The sequence below is a fragment of the Blautia sp. MSK20_18 genome (genome assembly GCF_020553125.1).
Classification (GTDB): Bacteria; Bacillota; Clostridia; order Lachnospirales; family Lachnospiraceae; genus Blautia_A; species Blautia_A fusiformis.
On sequence record NZ_JAJCGR010000015.1, the window covers coordinates 39,711 to 52,629 of the forward strand.

The following is a 12,919-nucleotide window of genomic DNA, read 5'->3' on the forward strand; positions in this document are numbered from 1 at the left end:
TTCTGTTCGACTGAAGCTTGCTCATGCCCCGGTTATGATCGTAAATAAAAGGAATCAATACTCCTCTTCTGTATCCTCTTCACCCTCGTGGATATCAGACTTCGGTTTGGAAAGACCCTCGATCTTAATGTGATGTTTCTCTGCATAATCCCAGAGAGCTGCATGAATTGCTTCCTCAGCAAGCAGGGAACAGTGGATCTTTACCGGCGGAAGTCCGTCCAGAGCCTCCATAACGGCCTTGTTGGTTACTTCCATAGCTTCCTCAATGGTCTTGCCCATTACAAGTTCTGTTGCCATGCTGCTTGTTGCAACTGCTGCACCGCATCCAAATGTTTTAAATTTGCAGTCTTTGATAATATGAGTTTCGTCATCGATATCAAGGAATATTCTCATAATATCACCGCATTTTGCATTTCCTACAGTACCCACGCCACTTGCGTTCTCGATCTCACCGACATTACGTGGATGCTGAAAATGATCCATTACTTTTTCACTATACATTATTTTTTCCTCCTGGCAAGTATTTTTATTATTTTTTCTGCTTTTTAATAAAATCTTCATATAATGGAGACATGCTTCTTAAGTTTGCAGTAATATCTTTCAGCTTATCTACTACAAAATCAACATCCTCCATTGTCGTCTCCTCGCTTAAGGTCATACGGAGAGATCCGTGTGCGATCTCATGAGGAAGACCGATAGCTAACAGAACGTGTGACGGATCCAGAGAACCGGATGTACATGCGGAACCGCTGGATGCACAGATTCCGAAATTATCAAGCATCAGAAGAAGTGACTCTCCCTCGATGAACTGGATGCTTACATTTACGTTGTTCGGAAGACGTTTTACTTTATCTCCATTGAGACGTACGTACGGGATCTCTGTGAGGATCCTGTTGATCATATGATCTCTGATCTCGATTTCTTTTGCAGTACGCTCTTTCATGGACTTGTTTGCACGCTCTGCTGCAAGACCGTATCCTACGATACCAGGAACGTTCTCTGTACCTGCACGACGTTTTCTCTCCTGTGCTCCGCCATGTACGAAGGAGCGGATCTTAACACCCTTACGGATATAGAGGAAGCCGATTCCCTTCGGTCCGTTGATCTTATGTCCGCTGGAGCTGAGCATATCGATATTGAACTCATCTACATTGATCGGGATCTGGCCGAATGCCTGAACAGCATCTGTATGGAACAGGATTCCATGCTCATGTGCGATCTGTCCGATCTCTTTCAGCGGCTCAAGAGTACCAATCTCATTGTTTGCAGCCATAACAGAGATCAGGATGGTCTCCGGTGTGATGGCTTTCTGAAGCTCATCCAGGTCAATGAAACCATTCTCATCTACATCCAGGTATGTGACCTTGGCACCACGCTCTTTTTCAAGGTACTCGCAGGTATGAAGGATGGCATGATGCTCGATCTTTGTTGTGATGATATGGTTTCCTTTATTTTTATATGCCTCAAAGGTCGCTTTCAGAGCCCAGTTATCAGACTCGGAACCACCTGCAGTAAAATAGATCTCCTCTTTTTTGGCTCCGATCACATCTGCGATCTGCTGTCTTGCCTTTGCGATGGCAGCCTTGCTGTTTGCCGCAAAATCATAAACGGTTGAAGCATTTCCATAAAACTCTGTAAAATACGGCAGCATAGCCTCCACAACTTCCGGTGCGGTCTTTGTGGTAGCCGCATTGTCCAGATATATCATTTTTCCCATTTTCTTTTCCTCCTGTTCAGGATAATTATTTTTCGTGTATTCTCCGGCTTTCTTCGATCAGCTCACTGAGCATCAGGGTATCCACTGCATCTGTGATGCTGTCGTTGATCCTCTTCCACACTAATTTAGCCACGCAGAGATCAGAACCCTGGCAGCCACCGTCACCTTCTGTTCCCGGACATGTTGCAGCCTCCAGGCCACCCTCCAGGACACGAAGGATATCTCCCACTGAAATCTCTTCTGCCGGTCTTCCAAGAAAGTATCCTCCGGCTGCGCCGCGGACACTCTTCACAAGGCCCGCTTTCTTCAAAAGTGCCATCAGCTGCTCCAGATAGCTGACTGATATATTCTGACGGCCCGCAATACTCTGAAGCGAGACCGCTTCTTTTTCACTGTAAAGACCAAGGTCTATCAAAGCCTTAAGTCCGTATTTTGCTCTTGTTGACAGTTTCATCCGCTCACCTCTTTTTCAATTCCCAGTGTTTTCCTCGGATTTCATGTTTACTCTATCAGAAACATATGGTTCTGTCAAGACTAACTTCTTCATATACTGACAAAAAAGACTCAAGGTTATCCATGTCAAAAAAAATATTTCTCAAAGGGACCCTGATTCTTGCCTGCACAGGCCTTATCAGCCGTATCGCAGGTTTCTTTTATAGAATATTCCTCTCCCATGCCATTGGTGCGGAAGGTCTTGGTTTGTATCAGCTGGTTCTTCCTCTCCAGGGACTTATGGCCGCTTTATCCTATACAGGGATCCAGTCTGCCCTTTCACGCCTGATCGCGTCCAGACTTGCCCTTCAAGAGAAAAAGGAGGCACGTTTTTCGCTGGTCACAGGAACACTTATGGCTGTCTTTTTTTCTGCTGCAGCCGGTTTTCTGCTTTTTCAGCACGCATATTTTTTTGCTTCCGCAATTCTGAAAACACCGCAGACTGCCGGTCTTCTTCGCATAACAGCTGTCAGTATTCCTCTCTGTGCCATTCATTCCTGCATTGACAGCTATTATTATGCCCGGAAAAAAGCCTCTGTTCCGGCAGTCGTGCAGCTTTCGGAGCAGTCTGCACGGATCGGTACTACCTATATCCTGTATCTGATCTTTCTTTCCGAAGGACGTCCGATCACTGCATTGATCGCAGCGGGAGGTTCCCTTGCCGGAGAGACTGCCGCTTCGCTGGTGTCGCTGCTGGTAGTTTCCTTTCATTTCGGAAATCACCCTGTACACGAAAAGACTCCCGTCAGGATCTTTCCGCTGATAAAGGACCTTTTCACACTGTCTTTTCCCATTTCCCTGAACAGGATCCTTCTGACACTTCTCGGCAGCATAGAAGCGGTCCTGATCCCACAGATGCTTCTGCGTTCCGGCATGACAGCCTCAGACTCACTGAAGATCTATGGGATCTTTACAGGAATGGCACTGCCCCTGCTCCTGTTTCCTTCCACACTTACCTCTTCCGCCGCTGTGATGCTGATGCCTTCCATCGCACAGCTTGATGCACTGGGAGAGCAGAAGCAGATCCGCCGTGTCACAGATCAGACCTTTTTTCTGTGCATGTTCCTGGGATTTCTATGCGGAAGCGGATTCTTTCTTTTTGGCCCATTCCTCGGAACATTGCTTTTTCACAGCCAGACTGCCGGAACCTACATACGGTATCTGTCTTTTATCTGTCCTTTTCTTTATACAAACACCATGCTCACCAGCATCCTGCAGGGACTTGGAAAACCGGGGCTCTGTCTGATCCACAGTATTGCCGGCATTCTCATCCGTATTTTCTCCGTTGTTTTTATAATTCCGGCAACAGGGATCCGAGGCTATTTTTACGGAATTTTTCTGGGTGAGCTGCTGCTTACTCTTCTACACGTGAAAGCGCTAAAATTTCCCTATCGACAATCGGCCAATAATCGTTTATAATAAATAATCGAAATGTCTATAGTTATGGAGGAATAAAGTACTATGAGTTTTGAATTCATAAAAAAACTGCCAACTCCTGAGGAAATCCGCAATCAGTATCCGCTCGATGCTGAACTTCAGGCGCTCAAGGAGAAACGCGATGCTGAGATTCGCGACGTTTTCACCGGAAAATCCGATAAATTCCTCGCTATCATCGGACCATGTTCTGCAGATAACGAAGATGCCGTATGCGATTATCTTTTAAGACTTCGCAAAGTTCAGGAAAAGATCGAGGATAAAGTCCTGATCATCCCGCGTGTTTACACAAACAAACCACGTACGACCGGTGAAGGATACAAGGGAATGGTCCATCAGCCGGATCCTGAGAAAAAACCGAACCTTCTTGCCGGACTGATCGCGATCCGCAAGATGCACATGCGTGCTATCCGCGAAAGTGGCTTCACCTGTGCAGATGAGATGCTTTACCCGGAGAACTACCGTTATCTCTCTGATCTGCTTTCCTACGTTGCTGTAGGCGCACGTTCTGTTGAAGATCAGCAGCACAGACTGACTGTCAGCGGCATGGATGTTCCGGCTGGTATGAAGAACCCTACCAGTGGTGACTACAGCGTTATGCTGAACTCCATTGTTGCAGCACAGGGCGCTCATCGTTTTATTTACAGAAGCTGGGAGGTTGAGACCACCGGCAACCCACTCTCTCACGCAATCCTTCGCGGTGCGGTAAACAAGCATGGGGAAGCAATCCCAAACTACCATTACGAGGATCTTCGTCTTCTCTATGACAAATACCATGCAAAGAACCTTGCCAACCCGGCAGTGATCGTGGATACCAACCACTCCAACTCCAACAAGCATTACGAGCAGCAGGTTCGTATCGCAAGTGAGGTTCTTCACAGCCGTCAGGTAGATCCTGAGCTTCACTCCATGGTAAAGGGTCTCATGATCGAGAGCTATATCGAGCCAGGCAACCAGAAGATCGGTGGAGATCACATCTACGGAAAATCCATCACAGATGCCTGCCTTGGTTGGGATGAGTCTGAGAAGCTGCTTTACACGATTGCTGAAAATTGCTAAGATCTGTCTGATCTGCAGTTCAGGAAACGGATATTTGTGATCCTTTTACACTTTATGTTCAAAAAAAAGAACCGGCATTCTTCCATTTTGGAAGCTGCCGGTTCTTTTTTGAACGCGTTTTTTATATTATTTCTTACAGATCAATGCCTCGGATGTGCTTTCATATATACGTCTCGCATTTTCGCAACGCCAAAATTCAGATAGACCTGTGTGGTGGAAATATCCGAATGTCCAAGCATTTCCTGCACACTCTTCACGTCCGCTCCATTCTGCAGCATATGTGCGGCAAAAGAATGTCTCAGTGTATGCGGCGTGATATCATGCTGGATCCCGGCTTCCTCTGCATATCCCTTGAGAACCTTCCAGAATCCCTGTCTGCTCATGGATTTTCCTGAACAGTTGGTAAAAAGACTCTCCGTCTCATTTTCTTTCACAAATTTTCCACGGGCTTCCTTCAGATATTTCTCCATGGCTGTTTTGCATACATTTCCTATCGGGATCACCCGTTCCTTATCCTCATCGTGACAGACTACATAACCAAGCCGCAGATTGAGATCCTCCAGGTTCAGCCGCAAAAGTTCACTGACGCGCATTCCTGTAGCATACAAAAGCTCCAGCATGGCACTATCCCGGATTCCCTTCGGTGTATTCAGATCCGGCTGTTTCAAAAGGCGGTCTACCTCATCCACAGTAAGGATCTCCGGCATCCGCTTCTCAACCTTGGGCGGCTTCAGTTCCAGAGACGGATCCCTCTCGATCCTGTTCTCCTGATAAAGATACTGAAACAAGGCACGGATAGATGCTACATTTCTGGAGATCGTTGAGGAAGCGAACTGTCCTCTCTCCATATAGCTGAGATAGCCTTCCAGCTCCAGTTCTCCTACATCTCGGATATCATAGATCCCACGATCTGCAAAATACACTGCCATCTTCTTCAGGTCTCTCTGGTAAGATACTTCTGTATTATGTGACGTCCTTTTTCTATTATGTAAATATGTAATAAATTCCCGTATCTCTATGTCCATTTCTCTGCATCCCGTTTCTCTAAAATCATACTCGTTTATGACTGAATTATACTGTGAATTTTACATAAAATCAAACAGTTTTTCATCGTAAAACCGCACAATTTCAACACTTTCCGGCGCAAACCACCAAATATCGCAGATTTTATGGAAACCATTACTAGATATTGTGGAAATTTTCCTCAAAAAAATTTCAGGCCCTTTATAACTTTTTCTACGATCCAGGGATTCAGAAAACTTTCTGCGAGGATTCCTCCTGTATACAGCAGAAAAACTGTGATTCCCTGCCGAAAATAAGCCCCTGTTTTCTGCGGCACAAGTCCATAATTTTTCCAGATCCCATACGATTGTCTGTATACGATACCTGCAAGATAAAAATACGCCGGAATATAGACCAGATACTGCGGCATCAGAAGTCCGGCGCCGGCCACACCGCCATAAATACCAAATTCCAGAACCGATAATGCCAGGATCATTCCTGTCTCCATTCCCAAAAACAGCATATATGCGACCGTCAAAGGCACTCCGAATATTGTAAATCCGCATAAAAACAACAGAAGAAAAAAACCTCCTCTTCGTCGCAGCACTTCCAGGAAATAAGCTCCGCCGGAAATATCTTTTCCTGCAAAGCTGCGGATCAGATAAAAAGAAGCCAGGGTTTTCTGTTTCCACTCCATTTTCCAGATCAGATTTGGCAACACATTTCCCGCAAAAAATCCGGTCATAAAAAGAAGCTCCGCCGGAAAACGTCCGGCATTTTTCCACTTCCGGTTCTCTGTCTTACTCTCCATTTACTCACCCTGTACCAGTTTACGCCTGTTTTTCCGGTAATATGACCGTTTTTCCACATGACAAAAAAAGGCCAGCCAGCTAAAAAGCTGTCCGGCCTTTGATATTTCCAGAACTTTCTTCCATTGAAAGCTTATTTTGCGTAGTCAACCGCTCTGCTTTCACGGATCACATTAACTTTGATCTGTCCAGGATACTCAAGCTCTGCCTCGATCTGCTTTGCAATATCTCTTGCAAGGAGAACCATATCTGCATCACTTACATGATCCGGCACGACCATAACACGAATTTCTCTTCCTGCCTGAATAGCAAAAGATTTCTCTACACCCTTGAATTCATTGGTGATATCCTCAAGCTGTTTCAGACGATTGGTATAGGTTTCCAGGGTCTCACGTCTTGCTCCAGGTCTTGCTGCGGAAATTGCATCAGCAGCCTGTACAATACACGCGATCAGAGATTCCGGCTCCACATCACCATGATGAGACGCAACCGTGTTGATAACGATCGGGGACTCCTTGTATTTCTTGCAGAGATCTACACCGATCTGAATATGAGAACCTTCTACCTCATGGTCAATGGATTTACCAATGTCATGAAGAAGTCCGGCACGCTTGGCCATACGCACATCCACACCAACTTCTCCTGCAAGAAGTCCGGAAAGCTGTGCAACCTCAATTGAATGTCTCAGAGCATTCTGTCCATAGCTTGAACGGAATTTCATACGTCCAAGAAGCTTCAGAAGTTCCGGATGGATTCCATGTACCCCTACATCCATGGCAGCATTCTCACCGTCTTCCCGGATCTGTGCTTCCACTTCTTTCTGGGCTTTCTCTACCATCTCTTCAATTCTTGCCGGATGGATACGTCCATCCACGATCAGTTTCTCAAGAGCCACTCTGGCGATCTCTCTCCTGATCGGATCAAATGCGGAGAGTACCACTGCCTCCGGTGTATCATCAATGATCAGATCCACACCGGTAAGTGTCTCAAGTGTACGGATGTTACGGCCTTCACGACCGATGATCCTTCCCTTCATTTCATCACTTGGAAGCTGTACCACAGAAATCGTTGTCTCGGAAACATGATCCACTGCACATTTCTGAATGGCATTGACTACATATTCCCTGGCTTTCTTATTGGCATCTTCCTTTGCTCTGTTCTCAAGCTCTTTATAGAGTCTTGCAACATCCACCTTTACGTCATCTTCTACAGATTTCAGTAATTCTTCTTTTGCCTGTTCGGAGGTAAGACCTGAAACTCGTTCCAGTTCCTGTACTCCTTTTTCCTCAAGTTCATTTACTCGTTTTTCTTTTTCTTGTAACTCGTTAAATTTCGCTGTACATTCCAGCTCACGCTTCTCCACTGCATTGGCTTTTTTGTCAACAGATTCCTCTTTTGACAAAACTCGCTTCTCGTATCTCTGCAGCTCGTTTCTCCGTTCCTTGGTTTCCCTTTCCAGTTCATTTTTAGTTCGCAGAGATTCTTCCTTTACTTCAAGTAAAGTTTCACGTTTCTTGGTCTCTGCTGCTTTCAATGCTTCATCAAGAATATTCCTTGCCTTATCCTCTGCTGTACCTATGATTTCCGCATCCTTGCGTACTTTCTTGTCAACAGCAACCTTGCAAGTAACAGGAACTGCAATAAGTAGCGTGACTACCACAGCGACAATAACACCGATAATTGTGCCTGCCACAGGAGCACCTCCTTATTTAGTTTTCATTGTACAAATACAACAATACAAGTTTAGCTGTTTTTCACATTTATGTCAAGTTTTTCTCATGAAAAAGCAGATTTTGGTTAGCATATATAAACTGGCTCTTTTTCTCCGCAGAGTCATTCCATATCACGGTTCACCCGGATGTTCATTTCTTCCAGGGTATGGGAAATATCCTCATACCGGAACGCTCGTCTGGCCAGATATCCATACAACCTTCGCATCTGTCCTTCATCAAGCTCTGTGTCCGGCGCATATTTCTTTTCGATCGTCCTGCGTAATACCTCCCGCTCGTCCGGTTCCATAAGCTCTTCCATCTCATTCCAGGCATCCAGGGCAATCTGACGGTCCACACCCTTTAACTGAAGTTCCGAGAGGATCTTCTGACGGCTCCTGGTTTCCATGCGGAAGGAGATATAGGTTCTGGCATAACGGGCATCGTTGATATACCCATAGGACTTCACATAAGCAATGGCATCTTCTACTGCCTCCGGTGAAAATTCAGCCTGACGGAGTTTATCCGTCAGGCCTTTCTCTGTGCGGTCCATATGTTCCAGAAGCCGCATGGCTTTCTTTCTTGCACGGTTTCGTTCTTCCAGATCCAGCATGGATTACTCTTCCTTCTCTGTATCTTCTGCCTGTACTGCTGCTTCTGCTGTCTCATCTGCCGGATCCAGATGATAATGTACACGAACCTTCTTCTCGATCTCATCGCGGATCTCCGGATGCTCTCTCAGGAATAATTTGGCATTCTCACGTCCCTGTCCGATCTTATCCCCCTCATATGCATACCAGGCTCCGCTCTTGTTTACGATGGAGCATTCTGCAGCCAGATCCAGGATATCTCCCTCTCTGGAAATACCGGTTCCGAACATGATATCAAACTCTGCCTGCTTAAATGGCGGAGCGACCTTGTTCTTAACTACTTTCACACGGGTGTGGTTTCCGACCATCTCACCACCCTGCTTCAATGTTTCCACACGGCGTACATCCATACGGACAGATGCATAGAATTTCAGCGCACGTCCACCGGTTGTAGTTTCCGGATTGCCAAACATCACTCCAACCTTTTCACGAAGCTGGTTGATAAAGATCACCACGCAGTTGGACTTGCTGATAACAGCTGTCAGTTTACGGAGTGCCTGTGACATCAGACGGGCCTGCAGACCTACATGGCTGTCTCCCATATCTCCTTCGATCTCAGCCTTGGGGACTAGGGCTGCAACAGAGTCCACGATCACGATATCCACAGCACCGGAACGTACCATAGTCTCTGTGATCTCCAGCGCCTGCTCTCCGTTATCCGGCTGTGAAATATAAAGGTTGTCGATATCAACACCTATACTCTTGGCATAAACAGGATCAAGAGCATGCTCCGCATCGATAAATCCTGCGATTCCGCCTCTCTTCTGCACTTCAGCGACCATATGTAAGGCTACCGTTGTCTTACCACTGGACTCCGGTCCGTAGATCTCCACGATACGTCCCTTGGGAACACCACCTACACCAAGGGCGATATCCAGGCTTAAGCATCCTGTGGGAACTGCCTCCACCTGCATATGGGAACTGGAATCTCCAAGCTTCATGACAGAGCCTTTACCGAACTGTTTCTCAATATTTCCAAGAGCCGCTTCCAGCGCCTTCTGCTTCTCTTCACTGATCATTATGTAATCTCCTATTCTTTATTCTCTTTCTAATCAGGTTTCCTTTAATCCGAACCTTTGTTCGTGTTTTCTGTATTACATAGTATTATAAAACGGAATGATTGTCAATAAGATACTTGAAAATCCCTCTGTTTTTTTGTTGACAGGATCTCTGAAAATCCGACAAAAGGCTTCCCATACATGATTTCTTTTTCCTCTCTGAATGCCAAAAAGCAGATAAAAAGATTTCCCTCTTCATCTGCTTTTTATGCAATATATTTCCTGTCACTGATCGTTGGTCAGCTTCAGTTTGTCCAGAATATAGAATACAAGGCTTAATGCCATGGCAACCACACATGCCAGCACCATACCGGTAAGTTCAACATTTCCAAGCTTCAGGGCAATTCCGGAAAGACCTACAACAAAGACAACGCTTGTCAGCGTCAGATTTCTGGACTTGCTGTAATCCACGTGATTGTCAACCAGCATACGAAGGCCGGAGGTTCCGATCATTCCGTAAAGAAGGAAGGAAATCCCACCGATCACCGGACCGGGAATGGTACTGATCAGGGCTGCCAGTTTACCGAGGAAGGAACAGCAGATAGAAAGCACTGCCGCACCACCGATCACCTGTACACTGTAAACCTTTGTCACTGCCATGACACCGATGTTCTCACCGTAAGTAGTTGTCGGTACAGAACCAAGGCATCCGGAAACTGTGGTAGAGAAGAAATCTGCAAACAGGGATCTGTGGAGACCCGGATCTTTCAGAAGATTTCTTCCAACGATCTTTCCGGTTACGATCTGATGGCCGATATGCTCGGAGGTTACCAGAAGCAATGCCGGAAAGATCGTCATAATGGCCTCAAAATTAAATTTCGGAGATGTAAAGTTGGGAAGAGCCAAAAATGCCGCTTCCCTTACCTGTGTAAAATCCAGAAGCCCGCATGCACCTGCTGCCACATATCCCGCAATGATCGCGATCAGGATCGGAATAACAGAAAGGAAGCCCCGGAACAGGATCTGCCCGAATACCGCAACTCCAAGTGTGACCAGAAATACGATCACATTCTTCGGATCTACCTTCTCGTCCAGAAGTCCTGCCGTACTTGCTGCATTTCCCGCAAGTTCCAGACCGATCAGTGCCACTACCGGTCCCATTGCCGCTGTGGGAAGCACGATATCGATCCAGTCTGTTCCGCACTGGCGGACGATCAATGCCACGCACATACCAGCAATACCCAGAACAACGAAACCACCAAGGGCATACTCATATCCATACTTGCTGATCACCAGAAGAGCCGGTGAAAGGAAGGCAAAACTGGAGCCCAAATAAGCCGGTGCCTTTCCTTTTGTGATGAAAATAAAAAGGAGTGTTCCCACACCATTCATCAGAAGCACAATAGCCGGACTGATACCAAAAAGGAATGGCACCAGTACGGATGCTCCGAACATGGCGAACATGTGCTGGATACTTAACGGTATCAGCATCTTTGCAGGTACTTTTTCTTCGACCTGTATGATTCTTTTTTCCACTCTCAAATCCTCCTGTTTTTTATTATCCCACAGATTATAGCACAGGTTTTCATATCGTGGGAAATTTTTTCTGAAAATATACGGATAATGTGTGGTATACTGTTATTATCTCCGGAAAAACAGGCGGATTCCATAAATACAGCTGCCGTCTGTTCCGGAAGGAATTTTTCAGAAAGGAATATTCTTCTATGAAAGCATACCAACGACTTCTATCCTATGTAAAAATATCCACACCCAGCAATGAAGAAAGCTCTTCTTCCCCCTCTTCCCAGTGCCAGTTTGACCTGGCCCGGCTTCTTGTGGAGGAACTGAAAGGCCTTGGGATCTCTGATGTGTCTCTGGATGAACACTGTTACGTTTATGCACATCTTCCTGCTACAGAAGGTCTGGAGCACTGCAAAGCACTGGGCTTTATCGCTCATATGGATACGGTTTCCGATTTCTGCGACCATGCAGTCACACCGATGATCACAGAAGATTACGATGGAAAAGAGCTCCCTCTCGGCACAAGCGGCAGAACTCTTTCCCCGGAAATGTTCCCCCATCTTGCTTCACTTGCCGGACGTACCCTGATCACCTCAGACGGAACCACGATCCTGGGCGCAGACGACAAGGCCGGCATTGCAGAGATCCTCACTGCGCTGGAGCATATCCTTACGGAAAAAATACCTCACGGACCTCTCTGCGTTGCTTTTACTCCGGATGAAGAGATCGGCATGGGACCGGCCCACTTTGATGTAAAAAAATTCGGTGCGGATTATGCATATACCCTGGACGGTGATACGGAAGGCGAGATCCAGTACGAAAACTTTAACGCCTGCAGTGCAAAAGTAACCTTCCAGGGTGTTAATGTACATCCCGGTTCTTCCAAAAATACTATGATCAACGCAGCCCTCATTGCCATGGAATTTAACTCCATGCTTCCGGCAGCGGACACTCCCAGGAATACAGAAGACTACGAAGGATTTTTCCATCTGTGTTCCATGAAAGGAGATGTTTCCCAGGCTGAGCTTCAGTATATTGTCCGGGATCACGATGCCGCTTCTTTTGAGATCCGTCAGAAAACGCTCACCCATATCACAGAGATCCTCAATGAAAAATGGGGGGAAGGTACCGTAACTCTTACCATCACCCAGCAGTACCGCAATATGAAAGAGATCATCGATACCTGCCCATGGCTGATATCTCTGGCAGAGGAAGCCTGCCACAGCTGCGGTGTCACACCGCTGATCCTGCCTATCCGCGGCGGCACAGACGGTGCACAGTTAAGCTTTATGGGACTGCCCTGCCCGAATCTCGGAACCGGCGGACATGCCTATCACGGGCCTTATGAGCATATTACAGCAGAAGGAATGGATGCCGCTGTGAACGTTACTCTGGAGATCATAAGACTGTTTTCACAGAAAAAAGTCTAAAAGGAATCCATTCTTCAAAAGCCTGCATTTCCAGAGACCTGATACAATAAAAAATACTCACAGATCCTCCGGCTGGAAATCTGCCGGAACAAATCTGT

Annotated in this window: 12 protein-coding genes; 3 read left to right on the forward strand and 9 right to left on the reverse strand. The window is 46.4% G+C overall.

Going from position 1 to position 12,919, the window contains the following annotated elements; genetic code table 11:
• Positions 1 to 54: 54 nt before the first annotated feature.
• From nifU to LI091_RS09940, 3 genes are read right to left on the reverse strand one after another with little or no spacing between them, the layout of a single operon-like run.
• Entirely contained in the window at positions 55 to 501 is a 447-nt protein-coding gene (gene nifU / locus LI091_RS09930) for a Fe-S cluster assembly scaffold protein NifU (protein WP_015526995.1), read from the reverse strand.
• Positions 502 to 529: 28 nt separating this feature from the next.
• Complete coding sequence (gene nifS / locus LI091_RS09935; protein ID WP_015526994.1) at positions 530 to 1,717, reverse strand: cysteine desulfurase NifS; 1,188 nt, start codon at positions 1,715 to 1,717, stop codon at positions 530 to 532.
• Between the two features lie 25 nt (positions 1,718 to 1,742).
• Complete coding sequence (locus LI091_RS09940) at positions 1,743 to 2,171, reverse strand: RrF2 family transcriptional regulator (protein ID WP_015526993.1); 429 nt, start codon at positions 2,169 to 2,171, stop codon at positions 1,743 to 1,745.
• A gap of 122 nt (positions 2,172 to 2,293) precedes the next feature.
• On the opposite strand from LI091_RS09940, the gene LI091_RS09945 reads away from it, so the two are divergent.
• Together LI091_RS09945 and LI091_RS09950 are read left to right on the forward strand one after the other, a co-directional pair.
• On the forward strand, positions 2,294 to 3,628 hold the full coding sequence (locus tag LI091_RS09945; protein WP_265191129.1) for a polysaccharide biosynthesis protein: 1,335 nt from the start codon (positions 2,294 to 2,296) through the stop codon (positions 3,626 to 3,628).
• A 42-nt stretch (positions 3,629 to 3,670) separates the two neighbouring features.
• Entirely contained in the window at positions 3,671 to 4,702 is a 1,032-nt protein-coding gene (locus LI091_RS09950) for a 3-deoxy-7-phosphoheptulonate synthase (RefSeq protein ID WP_015526991.1), read from the forward strand.
• A 140-nt stretch (positions 4,703 to 4,842) separates the two neighbouring features.
• Here LI091_RS09950 and xerD read toward each other — a convergent pair whose 3' ends face one another.
• The 6 genes from xerD to uraA form a co-directional block, all read right to left on the reverse strand.
• Entirely contained in the window at positions 4,843 to 5,727 is an 885-nt protein-coding gene (xerD, locus tag LI091_RS09955; protein WP_015526990.1) for a site-specific tyrosine recombinase XerD, read from the reverse strand.
• 179 nt (positions 5,728 to 5,906) lie between these two features.
• On the reverse strand, positions 5,907 to 6,515 hold the full coding sequence (locus tag LI091_RS09960; protein ID WP_092069579.1) for a stage II sporulation protein M: 609 nt from the start codon (positions 6,513 to 6,515) through the stop codon (positions 5,907 to 5,909).
• 131 nt (positions 6,516 to 6,646) lie between these two features.
• The gene (gene rny, locus LI091_RS09965) at positions 6,647 to 8,206 is read right to left on the reverse strand and encodes a ribonuclease Y (RefSeq protein WP_021650814.1); all 1,560 of its coding nucleotides are present in this window, start codon (positions 8,204 to 8,206) and stop codon (positions 6,647 to 6,649) included.
• A 140-nt stretch (positions 8,207 to 8,346) separates the two neighbouring features.
• Positions 8,347 to 8,835: a regulatory protein RecX gene (locus LI091_RS09970; RefSeq protein ID WP_173722591.1), complete on the reverse strand. Its 489-nt coding sequence runs from the start codon at positions 8,833 to 8,835 to the stop codon at positions 8,347 to 8,349.
• 3 nt (positions 8,836 to 8,838) lie between these two features.
• A complete protein-coding gene (gene recA, locus LI091_RS09975) occupies positions 8,839 to 9,891 on the reverse strand; it encodes a recombinase RecA (protein ID WP_015526986.1) in 1,053 nt (350 codons plus the stop codon).
• Between the two features lie 264 nt (positions 9,892 to 10,155).
• Positions 10,156 to 11,406: a uracil permease gene (gene uraA, locus LI091_RS09980; RefSeq protein ID WP_021650809.1), complete on the reverse strand. Its 1,251-nt coding sequence runs from the start codon at positions 11,404 to 11,406 to the stop codon at positions 10,156 to 10,158.
• A 188-nt stretch (positions 11,407 to 11,594) separates the two neighbouring features.
• Here uraA and pepT point away from each other — a divergent pair, with 188 nt between their 5' ends.
• On the forward strand, positions 11,595 to 12,821 hold the full coding sequence (gene pepT, locus LI091_RS09985; protein ID WP_021650807.1) for a peptidase T: 1,227 nt from the start codon (positions 11,595 to 11,597) through the stop codon (positions 12,819 to 12,821).
• Positions 12,822 to 12,919 lie beyond the last annotated feature (98 nt).